Source organism: Halorussus litoreus, assembly GCF_003382685.1.
Taxonomy (GTDB): domain Archaea; phylum Halobacteriota; class Halobacteria; order Halobacteriales; family Haladaptataceae; genus Halorussus; species Halorussus litoreus.
Map to the genome: position 1 here is coordinate 21280 of NZ_KZ859518.1, position 19417 is coordinate 40696.

Here is a 19417-nt window from a genome sequence, read left to right on the forward strand (position 1 = left end):
CGGTGGTTGGGACACCGGGCGAACGCTCTCTGTGTCAGTTCTGTGCAGGGTGGATAGTTCCACAGGGATGCGCGAGGCGTAGAATTTTCACCTCGCGCGACACACGCCAACGCATGACCGAGCGCTACGTCGCCGCGTTAGACCAAGGTACCACCGGCACCCGATTCATGGTGTTCGACCGGGCGGGCACCGTGGTCGGCGAGGCGTACGAGACCCACGAACAGCACTACCCCGAGCCCGGCTGGGTCGAGCACGACCCCATCGAAATCTGGGAGAACACCCAATCCGTCACCGAGTCTGCGCTCGCTGACGCCGGAATCGAGGCCGACCAGTTGGCCGGCATCGGCGTGACGAATCAGCGCGAGACCACTCTGCTGTGGGACCGCGACACGGGAAAGCCGGTCCACGACGCCATCGTCTGGCAGGACCGCCGGACGACCGACAGAGTTGCCGAACTGGAGGAGTTGGGGAAAGCCGACGAAATCCGCAGAAAGACCGGGCTCCAGCCCGACGCGTACTTCTCGGCGACGAAGGCCGAGTGGCTGCTGGAGAATGCCGACCCCATCAAGACCCAGCGCGCCCGGCCCGCCGACCTGCGCGACCGGGCGGCCGACGGCGAGGTGCTGTTCGGCACTATCGACTCGTGGCTCATCTACAACCTCACGGGCGAGCACGTGACCGACGTGACCAACGCCTCGCGGACGATGCTGTTCGACATCCACGAGATGGCGTGGGACGACGACCTGCTCGCGGAGTTCGGCGTGCCGGCGGCCTGCCTGCCGGCGGTCCGGCCGTCCAGCGACGACGACTACTACGGGACGACCGACCCGGAGGGGTTCCTCGGCGCGGAGGTGCCGGTCGCGGCCGCGCTCGGCGACCAGCAGGCCGCGCTGTTCGGCCAGACCTGCTTCGACGCGGGCGACGCCAAGAACACCTACGGCACGGGGAGCTTCGTGCTGATGAACACCGGCGAGCGGGCGGTCGAGAGCGACCACGGGCTGCTCACCACGGTCGCGTTCCAGCGGTCGGGCGAACCGGTCCGGTACGCGCTGGAGGGCTCCATCTTCGTGACCGGCGCGGCCATCGAGTGGCTGGCGGACGTCGGCCTGGTCGAGAATCCGGGCGAGACCGAGCGACTCGCCCGGAGCGTCGACTCGACCGACGGGGTGTACGTGGTCCCGGCGTTCGCGGGGCTCGGAGCACCCCACTGGGACCAGCGCGCCCGGGGAACTATCCTCGGGCTGACCCGCGGAACGCGCCGCGAGCACGTGGTCCGGGCCACCCTCGAAGCCATCGGGTTCCGGACCCGCGACGTGGTCGCGGCGATGGAAGCCGACGCGGGGGTCGAACTCACCCGGCTCAAGGTCGACGGCGGCGCGGTCAAGAACAACTTCCTCTGCCAGCTACAGGCCGACGCGCTCGGCGCGGACATCGTCCGCCCGGCGGTCGACGAGACCACCGCGCTCGGGGCCGCCTACGCCGCGGGGCTCGCAGTGGGCTACTGGGACGACCTCGACGAACTTCGGGCCAACTGGCGCGTCGACCGGGAGTTCTCCCCCGAGATGGATGCCGAGCGCGCCGACGCGAAGTACGAGCGCTGGACGGAGGCGGTCGAGCGCTCGCGCGACTGGGCGCGCGAGGACGAGCCCTAACCCCCTTCGAGCGCTCGCGAACGACCGCTTTTTACGACTCGACTTCCCACGGCGAACCATGACGCCGCCGCTCGCGCTCGACATCGACGGGACGATGACCCGGCCCGACGACTCCATCGACCCGCGTTTCTTCGACGTGCTTCCCGAATGGGACGCGCCGGTCGTGCTCGCCACGGGCAAGTCGTTCCCGTACCCTGTCTCGCTGTGTCACTTCCTCACGATCCCCCAGAACGTGATCGCCGAGAACGGGGGCGTCGTCCTCGCTCGCGGGGACCTGACGACGAACGGCGACGGGGAGGCCGCCCGCCGAGTCGCCGAGGAGTTCGTCGCGGCGGGCTACGACCTCGGTTGGGGAGCCCCGGACCTCATCAACCGCTGGCGCGAGACGGAGGTCGCGGTCGCGCGCGACCAGCCGCTCGGCCCGCTGGAGGAGATCGCGGCCGAGCACGGCCAGGAGGTCGTCGACACCGGCTACGCCTACCACGTCAAGTCGCCCGGCGTCAAGAAGGGGATGGGCCTGCAGTCGGTCGCCGACCTGCTCGGCCTCGACCCCGCCGCGTTCGTCGCGGTCGGCGACTCGGAGAACGACGTCTCGACGTTCGGCGTCGCCGGGGAGTCGTACGCCGTCGCCAACGCCGACGCGAAGGCGAAGGACGCCGCCGACGTGGTGCTGGACGAATCCTTCTCGGCGGGCACGCTCGCGGTGCTGGAGGACCTCCGCCAGCGCGCGTAGTAATTTCGAATATCGGAGCGAGTTTCTCTATTTTCCCCCAGCGTGCGCTGAGTCGTCTTTCTATCACGGATGCGCTGACTCATCCTTCCACCCCGGCGCGTGCGGGCGCGGCCTCCGTGCCGCGCCAACCCGCGCGAGGGACGAGGACCGCAACGGAGCGTAGCGGAGTGAGGACCGCAGGAGGCTGGGGAGGTTCGAGGCCCGCGGTCGCGGTGTTGTGCGGTTTCTCATATGTCTCGGCAATAGCTAGCTTCACGACGCAAACAACCCACAAATTGCTTTTTCAGCAGCCACCGCCACAACCCAACTCAACCGACATCAAGAAGTTTCACCCGACCTCCTCGTCACGCCAGACCGCGAACGACGCCAACAGTCCGTCCTCGTCGAAGCGCTCGACGCACGGCACGTCGTAGGGATGGATCTCCTCGACTCGGGCTTCCAGTCGGTCGTACGACTCGTCGGTGGTCTTCGCCAGTAGGACGACCTCTTCGTCGCGGTGGACCTCGCCGTCCCAGCGGTAGACCGAGGTGCAGGGGAACCGGTTGACGCAGGCCGCGAGTCGCTCCGCCACGAGTCGTTCGGCGATGTCGCCCGCCGCTTCCGGCGGCGCAGTGACGTAGGCAGTCGGCATACTCGTCACTCCACGGTTCTCTAACTTAAGGTTCGGGCAGCGCGGGAGCCACTCCCTTATTTCCCGAGAGTATCGATCTGAATCAACGCTATCCTCGGGACGGCTTTCGGTCCGGGCCAATCCCGGCAGTTTTTATTACCGGGACGCGTAACCCCCGCATAGACCGATAGCTCGCGGGGCGTGGCTCGCGCCACCGGGCGGTCCCACCGACGGCTGCAAGACGCCGGGGTCGGGACCGCGACGCCGCGAGCAGGTTTAGGTACGTACGGACGCCACGGGACGTGGCACGCTCGTTGGGCGGTAGCGCGGCTCTGCCGTGGAAATGTAGCGCGGCTTTGCCGCGGAAGTGCGGCGCGGTTCTACCGCTGCCGACTGACGCGGAACTGCCACGGAACGCGATGTGGCACGCTACGGAACGTGGCTTTGCGTACACAAGGAGAAACTATGGAAATCGAAATTGCAACCATTGGCGGATACGAAGAAGTCGGGCGGCAGTGTACAGCGGTTCGTGCGGGCGAAGACGTGGTCATCTTCGACATGGGGCTGAACCTCTCGAAGGTGCTGCTCCACGACAACGTCGAGACCGAGAAGCTCCACAGTCTGGACCTCATCGACATGGGGGCCATCCCGGACGACCGCGTGATGAGCGACCTCGAAGGCGACGTACAGGCCATCGTGCCGACCCACGGTCACCTCGACCACATCGGCGCGATCAGCAAACTGGCCCATCGGTACGACGCGCCGATCGTCGCCTCGCCGTTCACCATCGAACTGGTGAAACAGCAGATCGAGGGCGAGCAGAAGTTCGGCGTCGAGAACGATCTCGTGAAGATGGAAGCCGGCGAGACGATGACCATCGGCGACACGGGGCAGGTCGAACTGGAGTTCGTCAACGTGACCCACTCCATCATCGACGCCATCAACCCGGTGCTCCACACGCCCGAGGGCGCGGTCGTCTACGGCCTCGACAAGCGGATGGACCACACCCCCGTCCTCGGCGATCCCATCGACATGAAGCGGTTCCGCGAGATCGGCCGCGAGGGCGAGGGCGTGCTGGCGTACATCGAGGACTGCACCAACGCGGGCCGGAAGGGCCGCACGCCGAGCGAGTCGGTGGCGCGTCGCCACCTCGAAGACGTGATGACCTCGGTCGAGGACTACGACGGCGGCATCGTGGCGACGACGTTCTCCAGCCACATCGCCCGCGTGAAGAGCCTCGTCGAGTTCGCGCAGGACATCGGCCGCGAGCCCGTCCTGCTCGGCCGGTCGATGGAGAAGTACTCGGGCACCGCCGAGCGGCTCGACTTCGTCGACTTCCCGGAGAACATGGGGATGTTCGGCCACCGCAAGTCGGTCGACCGCACGTTCAAGCGGATCATGAAGGAGGGCAAGGAGAACTACCTCCCCATCGTCACGGGCCACCAGGGCGAGCCGCGCGCGATGCTCACCCGGATGGGTCGGGGCGAGACGCCCTACGACCTCGAGAACGGCGACAAGGTCATCTTCTCGGCGCGGGTCATCCCCGAGCCGACCAACGAGGGCCAGCGCTACCAGTCCGAACGCCTCCTGAAGATGCAGGGCGCGCGCATCTACGACGACGTCCACGTCTCGGGCCACCTCCGCGAGGAGGGCCACTACGAGATGCTCGACGCGCTCCAGCCCCAGAACGTCATCCCGGCCCACCAGGACATGAAGGGCTTCGCACCGTACGTGAACCTCTGTGAGAGTCAGGGGTACGAGCTGGGCCGAGACCTCCACGTCACGAACAACGGGAACATCATCCAACTGGTCGAGTGAGAACATGAGTGACGCGAGCGCCGAGGCACTCGAAGCGCAGGTGCTGGGTGCGGTCGAACAGCGACGCGAGGTCGTCAACGAGGCCATCGAGGCCGACCTGCCGGTCGACGAGCCCGAGCGCCTCTACGAGGCCGCCCGGTACCTGCTCGACGCGGGCGGCAAGCGCCTGCGACCGACCGTGCTGTTGCTGGTCGCCGAGGCGCTCGCGGACGACGAGGACGCTGCGGCGCTCGACTACCGCAACTTCCCCGACCTCGACGGCGAGCCCATCGACGTGATGGCCGCTGCCGTCTCCATCGAGGTCATCCAGTCGTTCACGCTCATCCACGACGACATCATGGACGACGACGACCTCCGGCGCGGGGTGCCGTCGGTCCACCGCGAGTACGACACCGCGACCGCCATCCTCGCGGGCGACACGCTCTACTCGAAGGCGTTCGAGATACTCATCGAAGCCGACGCGCCCGCCGACCGCGTGGTGGGGGCGATGGACGTGCTGGCGACGACCTGCACCAACATCTGTGAGGGGCAGGCCCACGACATGGCGTTCGAGGAGCGGGCGAACGTGCTCCCCGAAGAGTACCTCGAGATGATCGAGCACAAGACCGCCGTGCTGTACGGCGCGGCGGCGACCATCCCGGCAATCCTGCTCGGGGCCGACGACGAGACCGTCGAGCAGCTCTACCAGTACGGTATCGACGTGGGCCGGGCGTTCCAGATCCAGGACGACGTGCTCGACCTGACGGTGCCCAGCGAGAAGCTGGGCAAGCAGCGCGGGAGCGACCTCGTGGAGGACAAACAGACCATCATCACGCTCCACGCCCGCGAGCAGGGCGTGGACGTGGACGCGCTGGTCGAAACCGACGACGTGGAGGCGGTCACCGAGGCCGAGATCAGCGAAGCGGTCGCGAAGCTCGAAGCGGCCGGCAGCATCGACTACGCCCGGGACACCGCGCAGGAACTCGTCGCCCGCGGCAAGAACCGACTCGCGGTGCTGCCCGACAACGAGGCCCGCGACCTGCTGGAGGGCATCGCGGACTACCTCATCGAGCGCGGCTACTGACCCTGTCTCGGACGCGACCGACCCACCGTGTCGAACGCGACCGGGATTGTCACGGCCGAATGCGACGGGATTATCCCCCGCTTTTCGGCCGACGGTCTCCGAATCCTTCCGTTCTCTCGCTTCCCACGCAATCCGGGCATAGGACGCGATTCACGGCTCCTTACGCCGTGGAGCGTCGCTTCCATTTAAGGCCACTTCGTCCTGAGGCCCGTCTGCAGTATGAATGAGAGAGAATCACACACGATGCGGCGGACGGTGACGATAGGCGTCGCCCTACTGGTGGTGCTGGGTTTCGTGGGAGCAGGTATCGCGACCGTAGGGGCGAGCGGGTCGAGCGACGCTGAGACCTCCGGGGCGGCGGAGGTCCGGGTGGCCCACCTCTCGCCGGACGCGCCCGCCGTGGACGTGCTCGTCGACGGTGAGGCCGTCCTCGAAGCAGTCGAGTTCGGCACGATAAGCGAGTACCTCTCGGTGCCGGCCGGCGAGCGCACGGTGACCATCCAGACGACCGAGGACGAGTCGGTGGTCTTCGAGGGTGAGGTGAACGTCGAGGCCGGGACGGCGTACACCGTCGCGGCGGTCGGCGAGGTGAGCGAGGAGACGTTCCAGCCCGAGATTTACGTCGACGAGTTCGAGGAGCCCGACGAGGGCAACGCCTCGGTCAGGCTGGTTCACGCCTCGCCCGACGCGCCACCGGTCGACGTCACGGTCGAGGAGTCGGGCGCGGTCCTGTACGACAACGTGACGTTCGGCAACGCGAGCGACTACGTGACGGTGCCGGCGGGCAACTACACGCTGGAGGTCCGTCCCGCGACCGAGGACGACGACGGTGAGGTCGTGACGACGTTCGACGTGTCGGTCGAGGGCGGCACGGTCTACTCGGCGGTGGCGGCTGGCTATCTCTCGCCCGACGAGGCGGCGGCCGACGAGCCGTTCGACCTCCTCGTCGCGGTCGACTCCGGCGGGGACTCGATGGAGGACGACGACGAGAGCGAGTCGTAAGCCGCGCGAGCGAAGCGGAGGCTTGCGACCCGAGCGAATCGGCGGGCTGGCGGGGAGCCGACCGACTGGTCGTTCGGCTCCCCGCCAGCCCGCCGAAGCCGCAACGAGACGGGCGAGTGGGAGTGCGGTGGGGGTTCGACCTCAATGGGAGTTCTACTCCAGTACGAATTCGAGTCAGTACGTTCTTCTCCCTGCCCGCGCAAGCCGCCGGTATGACCGACGTGATGGACACGTACATCGAGAACCGTCACCTCGTCCAGCCCAACCACACGAACAACCTCGACATGGCCCACGGCGGGAACGTGATGAAGTGGATGGACGTCGACGGCGCGCTCTCGGCGATGCGGTTCGCGGGACAGACCTGCGTCACCGCTCGGATGGATCAGGTCAACTTCGTCCAGCCGGTCCCGCGCGGGAGCACGGCGCTCGTGCGGGCGTACGTCTACGCGGCAGGCGAGACGAGCGTCCGGGTCCGACTGAAGGCGTTCCGCGAGGACCCCAAGTCGGGCGAGACGGAACTGACGACCGAGTCCTTCTTCGTCTACGTCGCCATCGACGAGGACCACGAGCCCACACAGGTTCCTGATCTCACGGCGACCAGCGAGAAGGGCGAACGACTCCGGAGCGAGGCGCTGGAGCGGGAGGCCAAGATCGCGAATGGGGAGTAAGGGGGCCGAAACGAGCGGGGTGAGCGATCCGAAACGAACGGGGAGTGACCGGGGCGAACCTCTCGGTCGGTTGGTAAATCTTCGGCCATCGACAACGGTAAAAAGGGATAGCGTGTAACGCGAACGATGAGCGATTCAGCCGAGTTGGGCGCGGGCGACGACGAGGGGAGCGTCCGCCTCGTCGGCACCGCCCACGTCTCCGCCGACAGCGTCGAGGAGGTCCGGGAGGTCGTCGACGCCGAGCGCCCCGACGTGGTCGCGGTCGAACTCGACGAGAGCCGTTACCGACAGATGCAAGGGGAGGTCGCCGACGACCTCGAACCCTCCGACCTGCTCGAAGGCAACACCGTCTTCCAGTTTCTCGCCTACTGGATGCTGTCGTACGTCCAGACTCGGATGGGCGAGCAGTTCGACATCGAACCCGGCGCGGACATGGAGGCCGCCATCGGGGCCGCCGAGGCGGCCGGGAGCGAGGTGGCGCTGGTCGACCGGGACATCCAGATGACCATCCAGCGGTTCTGGAGCCGGATGACGTTCGCCGAGAAGCTCCGGATGGTCGGCAGCCTCGCGCTGGGCGTGACCGACCCGATCACGCTCGGCATCGCGGGCGGGGCCGCGCTCGGCACCACGTTCGCGCTGCTGTTCGGCGTGTTCGTCGCGCCCGCCATCGGCCTCGGCGGCGCGCTGACGTTGGGTGCCGGAACGGCCGCGCTCCAACTGTTCGGCGGACTCGTCGGCGGTGCGGTTGCCGGGGGCGCGCTGGGTGCGATCTTCCTGCCGGGCGTCGTCACCGACCGGATCGACCTCGCGCTCGGCGCGGGGCTCGGGCTGGGCACGCTTGCCGGCGTCGCGGTCGCCCTGCAGGGCGGCATCGCACCGCTGGTCGGTGTCGGAACTCTCGAATCGGTGGGCCACCTCGCGCTCCGGTCGGCCACGGCGGTTGCGGTCGGACTCGGCGGTGGGGCCGCGCTGGGCCTGCTCGTCGGCGTGGTGCTCGACGGCGTGCTCGCCGACGCCGAGGAGGTCGACGAGGAGTTCGACATCGAGGAACTGACCGACGGCGACGTGGTGACCGCGATGATGGAGGAGTTCCGCCAGTTCTCGCCCGGCGGGGCCGAGGCGCTCATCGACGAGCGCGACGCCTTCATCGCCCACCGGCTGGTCGCGCTCCGGAAGGCCGGCCACCACGTGGTCGCCGTCATCGGCGCGGGCCACCGCGCGGGCATCGAGAAGTATCTGGAGAACCCCGAGACGCTCCCGCCGATGGAGAGCCTCGTCGGCACCGAGTCGGGCAGCCGGTTCTCGCTGTTCAAGCTATTCGGCTACCTGATGGCGCTGGGATTCCTCGCCTTCTTCTTCTTGCTGTTCATGGCGGGCGTGCAGGACGCATTCCTGCTGAAGGTGTTCGGGGCATGGTTCCTGTTCAACGGCGCGTTCGCGTTCGGGCTGGCGAAGCTGGCGGGCGCGCGCTGGACCTCCGCGGGCGTCGGCGGCGCGGTGGCGTGGCTCACCAGCGTCAACCCGCTGCTCGCGCCGGGCTGGTTCGCGGGCTACGTCGAGCTCAAGTACTCGTCGGTGAACGTCGGCGACATCGCGGAACTCAACAATATACTTAGCGACGAGGAGAGCCCGCTCACCGACATCCTCTCCCGGATGCTCGACGTGCCGCTGTTCCGACTCATCGCCATCGTGGCGATGACCAATGTCGGGAGCATGATCGCCAGCTTCGCGTTCCCGTTCGTGGTGCTCCCGCTGTTGGGCTCGCAGGTCGGCGGCGTCGAGCAGATCACCGAACTGATGCTCCAGGGCGCACAGAACAGCGCGGACCTCATCGTGGAGACGCTGACGTGAGGACCGCTTGTGACCTCGACTCTCTACTCGTAAACCCGCTTCCCTACCCATGAACATCCGATTCAGCCAGCGCGAACTCCTCGACCTCGCCGTGGCGTGGACCGCCCTGAGCGTGGCGTTCGCCCTGTTCTTCGGCGGGGGCGGCAACGCCGTCCTCGCGCGTCCGGCCCTGCTGGTCGGCCTGCTCCCCGCGAGTCTGGTCACCGCGGGGCTGGGCTTCCTGCTCCACGAACTGGCTCACAAGGTCGTCGCCATCCGGTTCGGCCAGCTCGCGGAGTTCCGGGCCGACTACGGCATGCTGTTCCTCGCGGTCGCGGGCGCGCTCGCGGGATTCCTCTTCGCCGCGCCGGGCGCGGTCCACCACCGCGGGCGCATCACCCTCAGAGAGAACGGCCTCATCTCGCTGGCCGGCCCGGCGACCAACGTAGCGCTCGGCGCGCTGTTCCTCCCGGTGGAGTTGTTCGTCGGCGGGACGCTCGGCGACGTGGCGTCGCTCGGGGTCCGGATCAATTTCCTGCTCGCGGGGTTCAACATGATCCCGTTCGGCCCGCTCGACGGCAACACGGTCAAGAAGTGGTCGCTCCCGGTGTTCGCGGCGAGCGGGCTGGTCTGCTTCGGGCTGGCCGCGTGGGCGCTCTTCGGCTTCTCGTTCGTCTGACGCAGGGCTCCTCGGTGTTCGCGGGACCCCGAACTTGATACACCGTCCGACCGAATCCCGACGCGATGGCGCTCCTCGAAGCGATCCTCGTCTTCGTCGTGGGACTGCTCGCGGGAACGGTGGTCCGGTGGGTCGCAGGCCTCGCGGCCGTCGTCGCGCTCGTCCTCGCCGTCCTCGGCTTCACGACCCTCGACGTCGGACTCGTCGACTACGTCCTCGACCAGTACTACCTCGGCAACGAACTCCTGTTCGTCTCGGGGTTCCTGTTCGGCATCGACGCCGAGCGCACGAAGGAGGTCGTCGTGGAGCGCCGAGAGTAAGGACGACCACTCGTCCGACCGCCATAAGTATCGGTTCTAAGATACGTTTCCCGGTCGTCGTACACCCGTCTGACGGATTTATTTGTGTCCGTACGTCGGTGTGTCCACAATATGAACCGGGACGACCTCGACATGGAGACCGTCACCGTGGAACTCGAGGCCGACGAACTCGACGAGATCGACGACATCGCGTTCAAGCGTCACCGGGAGAACCGCGAGGCCGCGATACGCGACCTGCTCGACAGGTGGTTGAAACAGCGCGACTGAAGGCCAGGTAACAAAGCCGATTCAGGGCTCGAAGTCGAACCGCGGGCCGTCGCTGTCGTCCGGGCCGTCGTCCTCGGCCGGGTCGTCGATAGTCGGCCCGTCGACCCTCGGCGGGACGAACGCCCGATCCGCGGGGTCGACCTCCTCGCCGTCCTCGAACTTCACGAAGCTCAGGTAGTACGGTTCGCCACAGCCCTCGCCGTCGGTCTCGGCCGCGCCGCAGACGATCTCGACGCCGTCCGCGCTCTCGAAGTCGTCGTACGGCGCGGCGTATTCCCAGCCGTCGAGCGGTTCGGGCGTGACGCACTTGTCGGCGAGGTTGCCCTCCCGGTCGAGCGCGGCGATAGCCCCACACCGCGGGCAGTAGTACCGGACTGCGGTCATCGCCGGTGCTTGGGTCGGCAGCTACTTTCGACTTCTGACTGGGAGTGCGGTTTATCCTCTCGCATCGGTAGTGTTCAGATAAGCCAGTCGAACAGGCGAGTTGTCCTCGAAAGCCCTCGGGCGGTCGACCACCGGCAGACGGTCCTGCTCGCCTTCGGCTGCGCGGGCTGCGTCTGCCGTGGGTTCGTTCGCTACGCTCACGAACCTCCCGCGACTCGCTGCGCGCTTCCCTCACTCCCTGCGGTCGTTCGGTCCAGTGCTTGCGTCGTCGGGGTTCGTCGACCGCCCTCGCCCTTTCAGTCCGCCAGGAAATCAGTTGCTCCACCGAGCGAAGCCGGACCTAGTCGCTCTTATCTGAGCACTTCCCTCGCGCGCCGACGACCAGCTTTTTGCGAGGTGGGCGCGTACGTCGTCGCATGACACTCGACGTCGACGCACCCGAGCCCGCGTCGCTGTCCACGAAGGTCGACGCCTCCCAGTACGAGGACGCCGACGTGCAGGGTGACGACTACCGCCGGGACGAACTCGAGGAGTACCTCCGGGACGGCGCGTGGGACGACGCGTTCGAGGAGTGGGCCGCCCACACCGACCTCGACGCCGAGGAGTACGCCATCGTCCGCGATCTCGACATGTTCGGCGAGTACGACTTCTTCTGGGACTCCTTCGCCGACCGGGTGGGCTACCACGCGCCGGGCATCCCCGAGGACTGGAAAGCGAAGAACTACCACCCGGACCTCGACTCGTGGAACACCGTCTCGGGCATCAACGCCGCCATGACGGAGTTCGGGCAGGTCGTCTGCGACGTGCTCGAAGACGAGTACATCGACTGGGAGGGCGAGTACGAGGCACCCGACGACCTCCCGGACTTCGAGATCTGAGGGCCCTATCGACCGCCGCGGAGTTGCTTTTGGCGCGCGACTGTTTCGAACGCTCACGTAGCTTCAAGTAGAACTCGGCCGAATCCTGAGGTATGAGCAGGGATGGGGAGATCGCGGTGGTCCACTTCACCGGACGCGTCGCCGAGGGCGAAGACGCCGGGGCAGTGTTCGACACGACGGACGTGGACGTCGCGCTCGAGGAGGGCGTCTACCACGACCACAGGGACTACAAACCGCTGGAGTTCCGCGTGGGTGAGGGGCACGTCGTCGACGGACTGGAAGACGCGGTCGTCGAGATGGCGGTCGGCGAGGAGCGGACGGTCCGAATCGACCCGGAGCGCGCGTTCGGCGAGTACGACGAGAGCGCGGTTGTGGAGTTCCCGCGCCAGGAGATCGAGTCCCGGAGCGACGCGACCGCACAAGCGGGCGAACTCGTCCGCGCCGAGAACGGCGAAACCGGCTGGATCACCGACGTGGACGACGAGACGGTGACGGTCGACTTCAATCACGAACTCGCAGGCGTGCCGGTCGAGTTCGACGTGAAGCTACTCGACGCCTACGAGGACGGGTGAGCGGCGCAACGACAGCGGGCGTGACGGGTCGCGCTACGACGAGGTAGTCGTGTCGCTGTCGTCCATAGCAGTCGTCTCGCCGCCGTCCGCCGCGGTCGTCGCTTCGCTCGCTGTCGTGGTTTCGCCACCAGCTTCGGTCGTGGTTCCACCTCCCTCCGCTGTCGTCGTCTCGCCGCCCGGCGTCTCGGCCTCACCCTCCTGCACGGTGACGGCCACGCCGTGGGGTTCGTAGGCGGTGTTGCAGTAGCCGCCCTGGTTCCACGGGAACTCCTCGTCGGTGATCCGAACGAGCTGGTCGTCCGGGGCGGAGACGCTCGCGGGTTGGCTGCGCCCGCGCTCGTCGGTGGCCCGCGAGTGGACGGTGTACTCGCCCGGCTCGGGCTCCCAGACGTACCGGAACTGCCGCCACGAGTACGTCCCCATCACGGGGCCGAAGAACTCGGCTTCGTTCCACGTCTCGCCGCCGTCGGTCGACACCTCGACCGCCTCCACGTCGTCGTCGCCCGCCCACGCGACGCCTACGATCTCGACGGTGCCGCCGGGACCGGGCTGGACGGTCGAGTCCTCGGGCGGATAGCCGACCAGCGACTTGACGATCTGGTCGTAGACGTACGGGTGGCGGATCTGGTCGGAATCCATCTGGTCCTGCGTGTCGTACACGTCGATCTCTTCGAACTGCTCGGTCTCCTCGTCGATCGGTGTCAGTCGGTAGGAGTACTGCTGCCAGTGGGTGTACAGCCGCTGGTCCTCGGTCTCCCACTCCTCGCCGTACACCATCCGGTCCATCACGTGCATCCGATTCACCCACTTGACGTTGTTGTTGCCGAACCAGCCGGGAACGAGCAGTCTGACCGGGAAGCCGTGGTCCCCGTTCATCGGACTCCCGTTCATCTCGTAGGCGAGCAGGCAGTCGTCCATCACCTTCGACATCGGGATCGAGCGCGTGAAAATGTCCTCGCCGTCGGGGGCCTCGCCACCCATGACCGACAGCCACGTTCCCGCCTCCGTCGTCGCGCCGTACTCCTCCAGGATATCGCTGACCGGCGTGCCGGTCCAGACCGTGTTGCCGACCGCGCCGAACGTCCACTGGTTACCCCCGACCTGCGGCTCGAAGTACGACCGGCCGTTGCCCGAACACTGCATCGTGTGGGTGACCGTCTCGGTCGTGTAGTCTCGCCGGATCTCGTCCATCGAGAGTTCGACCTCCTCGTCGACCATCCCGGTCAGCGAGACGGTCCACTCCTCGGGGTCGATGTCCGGCGTCGCGTAGTGGTTCCGGATGTAGTGCTCCTCGCGGGGCGTGATGAAGCTCTCGTAGGTCGACCGCGAGGCGGCCTCGGCGTTCTCCGGCTCGTCCGAGAGGATCCGAAGTCCCGGATACTGTTCTTGGAGACTCGGTTCCTCGTCCTGGATGTCGGCCACGCCGCCGACGTTGCTCGACAGTACCCCGACCCCGGCCAGCCCGCCGCTCGCCATCAAGAACTGCCGCCGGTCGAGATACCGCGTTCGATTCGTCCGTTCGGTCGCGTCGTCCCCCGTCTCCCCAGACATACACCACGTGTAGCGCTATCAACCCGCATAAATCTCCGTCTGAGGTGGCGCGCGGCCCCCGATTAATCGAAACGCGCTCGATCGCGAAGTATTATCGAAACGCGGTCGCTCGCGAAGGATTCGGTCCGACGACCTATTCGGACACCACGACGCGGCCGATCATCCCCTGATCGGCGTGGGGCGCACAGACGTACACGTACTCGCCCGGCACCGTGAACGTGTGCTCGAACGTCTCGCCCACTTGCAGCACCATGAACGAACGGTTGCCCTCGTACGTCGCGAACGGCTCCGCGCCGTCCGGGATGTCGACCTGCGTCGCGGCCTCGGGCTTGGCGGTGACGTTGTGACCCTCGCTCTCGGCGGTCCATCGAACGGTGTCGCCCAGCGAGATCTCGACCTCCTCCGGAACGAACTTGAGGTACTGTCCCTCGGGACCGACCGCAACGTCCACGACCTCGCCCGCGTCGGTGGTCGTTCCACCGCCGTTCTCCCCGGCGGTCGTCTCGCCCGCCGTCGTCTCGAACCCCTCGCCGGGTTCGACCGACCCCCGCATTCGCTCGGGGTGGTACTCGCAGCGGTAGTCGGCCCCGGCGTCTGGCATCTCGAACGCCGTCGAGCGGGTCGCGCCGACGCGGTCGGTCGCTTCGGTTTGGCTCACTGTGTTCCCGTCACCGTCTTCGAGAAGCCACTCGTGTCGCTCCCCGTCGAGATTGATCCAGACGAGTCTGTACCGCTCGCCGGGACGAAGCCCCAGCGTGGGGTTCGGTTCGCCGTGTATCGGTTCGGGCGCGAGTCCGACCCACTCCGAGACGCGGCCGCCGAGGACGACGGTGGTTGCGTCGTCCCTGGCGGTGGTCGTCACGTCGTCGGGAGCAGTTGTCGTCGCCCCGCCATCGCTTTCTGTGGTCGTTCCGGACTCGCCGTCTCCGGTCGTCGTCTCCTGTGCGCCCGCGAGACCGCCCACGCCAGCGAGGGCGCTCGCCGCGCCCATCACCCGCAGGAACGTTCGCCGCGAATCCGTGGCGGTCTCCTCGTTCTCGTCGGTCGTCTCGCTCGCCGTCTCTCCCCCCATGACGCCAGTACAGTCGGCGCTATCGAGTAAAAGGGTTCGGGGACCTTGGGAGCGTCCGAGATTCGCCGTAACTTGGCCCGGCCGTCACCCAGTCCGATCACGGCGTGGTCGTCGCCTCGCCCCGCTCGTACTGACCGACGTACCGCGCCCGAGCGATTGCGACGGGGAAGAGCGCGTTCAGGACCTCCTCGTAGGCCGCGCCGGGGTCGAGATCCAGCGGTGATTCGAGCGCGTACAGTTCGAACAGGTAGGTGTGTTGCGGGTCGCCCCGCGGCGGACACGGGCCGATATAGCCGAGTTCGCCGGTGCCGTTCGCGCCCTGGGTCGTGCCGTCGAGCGATTCGACCGTCTCCTCGGCCGGAACGCCTTCGGGAATCTCGCGCGCGTCCCCGGGAACGTTCCACAGCAGCCAGTGGACGAACGGCGGGTTCGGCGCGTCCGGGTCGTCCATCACCAGCGCGAACGCCTCGGTCCTTTCCGGCGGGTTCGCGATGGAGAGCGGCGGCGAGACGTTCGCGCCCTCGCAGGTGTACTCGGTCGGAATCGTCTCGCCGTTCTCCCACGCCGGGGACCTGATCGAGAACTCTCCCTCGGCGGTCGTGGTCTGCTCGGCTGCGTCCGATTGCTCGGTCGTTTGCTGGTCCTCGGTAGTCGTCTGCTGTGCTCCGGTCGTCGTCTCCTGCCCGCCGCGGTTCCCACCTGCGCCTACGACCCCTGCTCCCCCAATCGTCGCGGCCACCGCGGCCGAGCGCAGTAGCGTGCGTCTGCGCATGAACCGGGGTTCGACGCTGGTGAACAAGTAGTTACTGGGGCCACATTTTCAGTCCGAAACCCGTGACTCGGGTTCGGTCCAGGGCCGTGACACGTGTTCGCCCCGCTTTGCGACCCTCCGGGGAAACCCGGCAAACACTGAGTCAGGGGACTGGCTTAAGTGGTCGTGTGCCCTCCCTCCGGTAATGGTCGAACTGGACCCGCCCGCCGAACGGGAGTGCGAGGAGTGCGGACGCCGGGACGTGTGGGACTCCGACGCGGCGAGTTGGCGGATCGAGACCGGCACGCGCACCGAGAACCTCCACTGCATCCACGAGTGGGACATCAACGGGACGTACAAGCCGGTCCGAGAGTAGCACGGGTCGCGTGCGTCTCAGCCCCGAGTATCGAGGAGTGAGTAGCGAACGCGTTCGAGTTCACCGAGTTTCGGGTTCGAGAGATTCTCTTTCCGGCTCAGCGTGCGCTGGATTCGCTTTCCATCCGGAGACGCTGACTCCGCTTTTCACGTGGATGCGCTACTTTCGGTTTCCACTCCGGCGCGTGCTACGTGGCGTCTCGGCGAGCGACGCGAGCCGAGGCTCGTGGGAGCACAGCTCCCACGGCGCGTTTCTGCGCCACGCCAAATCGCGTGAGGGCTGCAGGAGCGACGCGGAGGCCGACGACCGCAGGAGACTGGGGAGGTCTGAGGCCCGCGGTCGCGGTGCAGTTGCGGTGCGGTTGCGTTGCAGTTGCGTTGCGGTGCGGTTACGGTGCAGTTGCGTTGCGGTGCGGTTGCGTTGCAGTTGCGTTGCGGTGCTGTGCGATTGTGGTCACGCCGAGGCGCAAACAGTAGCTAGCTTCTTCGCCGCTTTCTGTGAGTCCATAGCGACGACCACGCCCGCCACCGCAACAGCGACTGCAGTTATCCTTGAGCAGATGAGAACCGCGACCGCAGCCGCAACCGTATCCACGACCGATACTATCCTTGAGCCTAGGAGAACCGCAACCGCAACCGCAACTGCAACCGCAACCGCAGCCGCAACTGCAACCGCAACCGCCACCACCTCCACAACCACCACCCGGTCGTCCACCCAAACGTTCAAATCCGAGAGCGAGACGAATCGTTGCCATGTTGGCTATCGCGGGCGGCAAGGGAGGCTGCGGGAAGACCACCACGGCGCTGGGGCTCGCGGGCGCGCTCGTCCGCCAGCGCAAGGCCGCGCTCGCGGCCGACGCCGACCGGGAGATGCCCGACCTCCACGCGCTGGCGGGCGTCGCACGCGACCCGGGCCTTGACGCCGTGGCCGCAGGCTGGCCGCCGGAGATGGTGGCCGCGACCACCGAGGTTTCCACACCGGGCGTCCGAGTTCTCCCAGCGAGGAGCAGACGGGCGGCGCGTCGAAACTACGAGCCGAAATCCTCGACTCCACTGACTCACCTCCGGGAGTTCGACGGGGCCGTGCTCCTCGACTGTCCCGCCGGAGCGGGGCCAGATGCGGTCGCACCGCTCCGAGTGGCCGACGGGGCAGTAGTCGTCACCACGACCGAGCCGGCCTGTCTGCGCGACGCCGCCAAGACCGCCGCGATGGCGCGCGAACTCGGCACGCCGGTCGCCGGCGCGGTCGTCTCGGGTGGAATCGTTTCCAGCGATGGGGACCCACAGCAGGCCCGAGATGTCTCCGACGGCGTAACTGACCTGCTCGACTGCGAGGTGCTCGGAGCGGTCCCAGACGTCGGAGACGGCGCGAGTGCGGAACCGCTGGCCGACGACCGGGTCCGGGCCGCACACGACCGGGTTCTGTCAACCCTCCAGCCCAAATACTTATGACCGACGCGTCCACCCGTGCAATTACGTGGCACGCCGACTCTCGACCGGCATCGAGGTCCTGGACCGCAAGCTCGACGGCGGAGTGCCCGCGGGGAGCGTGGTCGCGCTCTCGGCACCGCCGGCGAGTCAGGCCGAGCTACTGCTCCACGAGTTCACGTCGGCGCGCAAGACGCTGTACCTCTCGACCGACCGGGACGAGACCGCCGTGGCCGAAGCGCTGGAGCGTGCGCCGGGTCGCACCGGCTCGCCCGACGTGCGCCGGGTGCCCGGCGACGCCCCGCTGGACCACTCCCAGCGGCTGTTCCGGCGGCTCCCCGAGGACTCGAACCTCGTCGTCGACCCCGTGGACCTGCTGGAGCGCCAAGACGAGAGTCGGTATCGCAACTTCCTCAACGATCTCCAGAACCACCTCCACAACACCGGGAGCCTCGCCGTCCTCCACTGTCTGGACGGCCGGTCGGTCCCGGACGCCCGTGACCTGACCGAGCACGTCGCGGACGTGGTGTTCGAGCTTCACACCGAGTACGCCGGTGACTCGGTGGAGACCCGCCTCGCGGTGCCGAAGTTCCGGGGCGGTCGGGCGCTCCCCGAGACCATCAAGCTGGAGCTCGCCGAGTCGGTGCGCATCGACACGAGCCGGGACATCGCGTAGCGTCGAGTTCGGGCCGGTTCGGGCTTCGGGACTCGTTCCGATTTTGTGGGTCACGACTGGATACCGGGAACTTATGCGAGAGCCGTCCGCCAGTCGACCTGAGTTCCATGCAGCCCATCGAGGAGGTCCACGTTGCACCGCTCGGCTTCGAGTACGACCGCATCGTCGGCCCGGTACGGCGCTACGAGGCCGACGTGCTCTACCTGCTCGAACACGACGACCCCGCCAGTAGCCCGGACTACCACGACGACCTCCGGGACGAGCTTACCGAGGTGGACGTGGAGGTCCGGACCCGGAGCGTGGACATCATGGACGTGTACGACGTGCTCGGCGTCGTGACGACGCTGGTCGCCGACCACGCCGCTGACCTCGTGCGCGTGAACGTCTCCAGCGGGTCGAAGCTTTCGGCGGTGGGCGCGACCATCGCCTGCATGGCGACCGGAGCCACGGCCTACTACGTCCACCCGGAGGGCTACCCGTACGCCGACCGCGGCGAGCGCCAGAGCTACGGCTACGCCGACGACGAGGTGCTGCCCTCCTACCCCATCGAGTCGCCGACGGCCGATCAGATCGCGGTGATGGACTTCCTCGCGGAGACGAACACCGACGCCTACACCGCCAAGAAGAAAGACGTCATCGAGTTCGCCGAGGAGGAAGGGCTGGCGTTCGTCGCCGACAACGAGCCAGCCAACGACAAGGCGAAGTTCGCGCTCCTGAACGCGAACGTGGTCGACCCGCTGGTCGAGGACGACTACCTCGCGGTCGAGGACGTGGGCCGCCGCAAGCAGTTACGGCTCACCGAGACGGGCACGAACGCGCTCCGAGCGTTCCGGCACCTGATTCGGGACTCCTGAACTCCAGTGCCAACTTTTGAATTCCACTTCTGAACGATCTGCCGTCGTTTCTGTTCGGTCGGCGCTCCGATAGTATAGATAGTATTCATACTATCGATAGTCAGCATTGTATCGATAGTATCCTGGTAGAATTGAATACCGCAGGGGACGTATCTATACGTGGAGGTCGAGACCGACCTCCCAACCACCAGCCAGTCGCTGGCGGCCCCGGTCGCCGAATTCGATTCGGCGACC

General features: G+C 67.1%; 22 protein-coding genes. 16 read left to right on the forward strand and 6 right to left on the reverse strand.

Annotation, left to right across the window (positions count from 1 at the left end; all coding sequences use genetic code 11):
• Positions 1 to 113 precede the first annotated feature (113 nt).
• Together glpK and DPQ64_RS08500 are read left to right on the forward strand one after the other, a co-directional pair.
• Positions 114 to 1652, forward strand: a complete 1539-nt coding sequence (gene glpK / locus DPQ64_RS08495; protein WP_115863925.1) for a glycerol kinase GlpK — start codon at positions 114 to 116, stop codon at positions 1650 to 1652.
• A gap of 58 nt (positions 1653 to 1710) precedes the next feature.
• Positions 1711 to 2385: an HAD-IIB family hydrolase gene (locus tag DPQ64_RS08500; protein WP_115863926.1), complete on the forward strand. Its 675-nt coding sequence runs from the start codon at positions 1711 to 1713 to the stop codon at positions 2383 to 2385.
• Positions 2386 to 2713: 328 nt separating this feature from the next.
• Here the strand turns inward: DPQ64_RS08500 and cutA are convergent, their stop codons facing one another.
• On the reverse strand, positions 2714 to 3016 hold the full coding sequence (gene cutA / locus DPQ64_RS08505; RefSeq protein ID WP_115863927.1) for a divalent-cation tolerance protein CutA: 303 nt from the start codon (positions 3014 to 3016) through the stop codon (positions 2714 to 2716).
• Positions 3017 to 3460: 444 nt separating this feature from the next.
• On the opposite strand from cutA, the gene DPQ64_RS08510 reads away from it, so the two are divergent.
• The 8 genes from DPQ64_RS08510 to DPQ64_RS08545 all read left to right on the forward strand — a co-directional run bounded on the left by DPQ64_RS08510 (position 3461) and on the right by DPQ64_RS08545 (position 10642).
• Positions 3461 to 4813: a ribonuclease J gene (locus DPQ64_RS08510; RefSeq protein WP_115863928.1), complete on the forward strand. Its 1353-nt coding sequence runs from the start codon at positions 3461 to 3463 to the stop codon at positions 4811 to 4813.
• A gap of 4 nt (positions 4814 to 4817) precedes the next feature.
• Positions 4818 to 5876 (forward strand): geranylfarnesyl diphosphate synthase, encoded by a 1059-nt coding sequence (gene idsA3, locus DPQ64_RS08515; RefSeq protein WP_115863929.1) that lies wholly within the window; start codon positions 4818 to 4820, stop codon positions 5874 to 5876.
• 219 nt (positions 5877 to 6095) lie between these two features.
• Positions 6096 to 6878: a DUF4397 domain-containing protein gene (locus DPQ64_RS08520; RefSeq protein ID WP_115863930.1), complete on the forward strand. Its 783-nt coding sequence runs from the start codon at positions 6096 to 6098 to the stop codon at positions 6876 to 6878.
• 212 nt (positions 6879 to 7090) lie between these two features.
• Positions 7091 to 7546, forward strand: coding sequence for an acyl-CoA thioesterase (locus DPQ64_RS08525; protein WP_115863931.1), 456 nt, complete (start codon positions 7091 to 7093; stop codon positions 7544 to 7546).
• A gap of 126 nt (positions 7547 to 7672) precedes the next feature.
• The gene (locus tag DPQ64_RS08530) at positions 7673 to 9397 is read left to right on the forward strand and encodes a TraB/GumN family protein (RefSeq protein WP_115863932.1); all 1725 of its coding nucleotides are present in this window, start codon (positions 7673 to 7675) and stop codon (positions 9395 to 9397) included.
• Between the two features lie 49 nt (positions 9398 to 9446).
• Positions 9447 to 10055: a zinc metalloprotease gene (locus DPQ64_RS08535; RefSeq protein WP_115863933.1), complete on the forward strand. Its 609-nt coding sequence runs from the start codon at positions 9447 to 9449 to the stop codon at positions 10053 to 10055.
• 65 nt (positions 10056 to 10120) lie between these two features.
• Positions 10121 to 10375 (forward strand): hypothetical protein, encoded by a 255-nt coding sequence (locus DPQ64_RS08540; RefSeq protein WP_115863934.1) that lies wholly within the window; start codon positions 10121 to 10123, stop codon positions 10373 to 10375.
• A gap of 111 nt (positions 10376 to 10486) precedes the next feature.
• Positions 10487 to 10642 (forward strand): ribbon-helix-helix protein, CopG family, encoded by a 156-nt coding sequence (locus tag DPQ64_RS08545; protein WP_115863935.1) that lies wholly within the window; start codon positions 10487 to 10489, stop codon positions 10640 to 10642.
• Between the two features lie 21 nt (positions 10643 to 10663).
• On the opposite strand, the gene DPQ64_RS08550 is transcribed toward DPQ64_RS08545, so the two are convergent.
• Positions 10664 to 11026: a hypothetical protein gene (locus DPQ64_RS08550; protein WP_232820522.1), complete on the reverse strand. Its 363-nt coding sequence runs from the start codon at positions 11024 to 11026 to the stop codon at positions 10664 to 10666.
• Positions 11027 to 11442: 416 nt separating this feature from the next.
• On the opposite strand from DPQ64_RS08550, the gene DPQ64_RS08555 reads away from it, so the two are divergent.
• The gene (locus tag DPQ64_RS08555; RefSeq protein WP_115863936.1) at positions 11443 to 11904 is read left to right on the forward strand and encodes a hypothetical protein; all 462 of its coding nucleotides are present in this window, start codon (positions 11443 to 11445) and stop codon (positions 11902 to 11904) included.
• 92 nt (positions 11905 to 11996) lie between these two features.
• Complete coding sequence (locus DPQ64_RS08560; protein ID WP_115863937.1) at positions 11997 to 12476, forward strand: FKBP-type peptidyl-prolyl cis-trans isomerase; 480 nt, start codon at positions 11997 to 11999, stop codon at positions 12474 to 12476.
• A 33-nt stretch (positions 12477 to 12509) separates the two neighbouring features.
• On the opposite strand, the gene DPQ64_RS08565 is transcribed toward DPQ64_RS08560, so the two are convergent.
• The 3 genes from DPQ64_RS08565 to DPQ64_RS08575 all read right to left on the reverse strand — a co-directional run bounded on the left by DPQ64_RS08565 (position 12510) and on the right by DPQ64_RS08575 (position 15871).
• Positions 12510 to 14027 (reverse strand): sulfite oxidase, encoded by a 1518-nt coding sequence (locus DPQ64_RS08565; protein ID WP_115863938.1) that lies wholly within the window; start codon positions 14025 to 14027, stop codon positions 12510 to 12512.
• 133 nt (positions 14028 to 14160) lie between these two features.
• A complete protein-coding gene (locus tag DPQ64_RS19180) occupies positions 14161 to 15099 on the reverse strand; it encodes a plastocyanin/azurin family copper-binding protein (protein WP_198662060.1) in 939 nt (312 codons plus the stop codon).
• 97 nt (positions 15100 to 15196) lie between these two features.
• Positions 15197 to 15871 (reverse strand): YbhB/YbcL family Raf kinase inhibitor-like protein, encoded by a 675-nt coding sequence (locus tag DPQ64_RS08575; RefSeq protein WP_115863939.1) that lies wholly within the window; start codon positions 15869 to 15871, stop codon positions 15197 to 15199.
• Between the two features lie 184 nt (positions 15872 to 16055).
• On the opposite strand from DPQ64_RS08575, the gene DPQ64_RS19185 reads away from it, so the two are divergent.
• Entirely contained in the window at positions 16056 to 16226 is a 171-nt protein-coding gene (locus DPQ64_RS19185; RefSeq protein WP_198662061.1) for an HEWD family protein, read from the forward strand.
• Positions 16227 to 16679: 453 nt separating this feature from the next.
• On the opposite strand, the gene DPQ64_RS18735 is transcribed toward DPQ64_RS19185, so the two are convergent.
• A complete protein-coding gene (locus DPQ64_RS18735; protein WP_157971642.1) occupies positions 16680 to 16940 on the reverse strand; it encodes a hypothetical protein in 261 nt (86 codons plus the stop codon).
• Positions 16941 to 16978: 38 nt separating this feature from the next.
• Here DPQ64_RS18735 and DPQ64_RS08580 point away from each other — a divergent pair, with 38 nt between their 5' ends.
• From DPQ64_RS08580 to DPQ64_RS08590, 3 genes are all read left to right on the forward strand, one after another.
• The gene (locus DPQ64_RS08580; protein ID WP_115863940.1) at positions 16979 to 17677 is read left to right on the forward strand and encodes a MinD/ParA family ATP-binding protein; all 699 of its coding nucleotides are present in this window, start codon (positions 16979 to 16981) and stop codon (positions 17675 to 17677) included.
• A gap of 25 nt (positions 17678 to 17702) precedes the next feature.
• On the forward strand, positions 17703 to 18329 hold the full coding sequence (locus DPQ64_RS08585; protein WP_115863941.1) for an RAD55 family ATPase: 627 nt from the start codon (positions 17703 to 17705) through the stop codon (positions 18327 to 18329).
• A gap of 107 nt (positions 18330 to 18436) precedes the next feature.
• Positions 18437 to 19183 (forward strand): HFX_2341 family transcriptional regulator domain-containing protein, encoded by a 747-nt coding sequence (locus DPQ64_RS08590; protein WP_115863942.1) that lies wholly within the window; start codon positions 18437 to 18439, stop codon positions 19181 to 19183.
• Positions 19184 to 19417: the final 234 nt, after the last annotated feature.

Coding starts and splice junctions, on each gene's coding strand:
- glpK (WP_115863925.1), top strand. CDS start 114: ATGACCGAGCGCTACGTCGCCGCGTTAGACCAAGGTACCACCGGCACC.
- DPQ64_RS08500 (WP_115863926.1), top strand. CDS start 1,711: ATGACGCCGCCGCTCGCGCTCGACATCGACGGGACGATGACCCGGCCC.
- cutA (WP_115863927.1), bottom strand. CDS start 3,016: ATGCCGACTGCCTACGTCACTGCGCCGCCGGAAGCGGCGGGCGACATC.
- DPQ64_RS08510 (WP_115863928.1), top strand. CDS start 3,461: ATGGAAATCGAAATTGCAACCATTGGCGGATACGAAGAAGTCGGGCGG.
- idsA3 (WP_115863929.1), top strand. CDS start 4,818: ATGAGTGACGCGAGCGCCGAGGCACTCGAAGCGCAGGTGCTGGGTGCG.
- DPQ64_RS08520 (WP_115863930.1), top strand. CDS start 6,096: ATGAATGAGAGAGAATCACACACGATGCGGCGGACGGTGACGATAGGC.
- DPQ64_RS08525 (WP_115863931.1), top strand. CDS start 7,091: ATGACCGACGTGATGGACACGTACATCGAGAACCGTCACCTCGTCCAG.
- DPQ64_RS08530 (WP_115863932.1), top strand. CDS start 7,673: ATGAGCGATTCAGCCGAGTTGGGCGCGGGCGACGACGAGGGGAGCGTC.
- DPQ64_RS08535 (WP_115863933.1), top strand. CDS start 9,447: ATGAACATCCGATTCAGCCAGCGCGAACTCCTCGACCTCGCCGTGGCG.
- DPQ64_RS08540 (WP_115863934.1), top strand. CDS start 10,121: ATGGCGCTCCTCGAAGCGATCCTCGTCTTCGTCGTGGGACTGCTCGCG.
- DPQ64_RS08545 (WP_115863935.1), top strand. CDS start 10,487: ATGAACCGGGACGACCTCGACATGGAGACCGTCACCGTGGAACTCGAG.
- DPQ64_RS08550 (WP_232820522.1), bottom strand. CDS start 11,026: ATGACCGCAGTCCGGTACTACTGCCCGCGGTGTGGGGCTATCGCCGCG.
- DPQ64_RS08555 (WP_115863936.1), top strand. CDS start 11,443: ATGACACTCGACGTCGACGCACCCGAGCCCGCGTCGCTGTCCACGAAG.
- DPQ64_RS08560 (WP_115863937.1), top strand. CDS start 11,997: ATGAGCAGGGATGGGGAGATCGCGGTGGTCCACTTCACCGGACGCGTC.
- DPQ64_RS08565 (WP_115863938.1), bottom strand. CDS start 14,027: ATGTCTGGGGAGACGGGGGACGACGCGACCGAACGGACGAATCGAACG.
- DPQ64_RS19180 (WP_198662060.1), bottom strand. CDS start 15,099: ATGGGGGGAGAGACGGCGAGCGAGACGACCGACGAGAACGAGGAGACC.
- DPQ64_RS08575 (WP_115863939.1), bottom strand. CDS start 15,871: ATGCGCAGACGCACGCTACTGCGCTCGGCCGCGGTGGCCGCGACGATT.
- DPQ64_RS19185 (WP_198662061.1), top strand. CDS start 16,056: ATGGTCGAACTGGACCCGCCCGCCGAACGGGAGTGCGAGGAGTGCGGA.
- DPQ64_RS08580 (WP_115863940.1), top strand. CDS start 16,979: ATGTTGGCTATCGCGGGCGGCAAGGGAGGCTGCGGGAAGACCACCACG.
- DPQ64_RS08590 (WP_115863942.1), top strand. CDS start 18,437: ATGCAGCCCATCGAGGAGGTCCACGTTGCACCGCTCGGCTTCGAGTAC.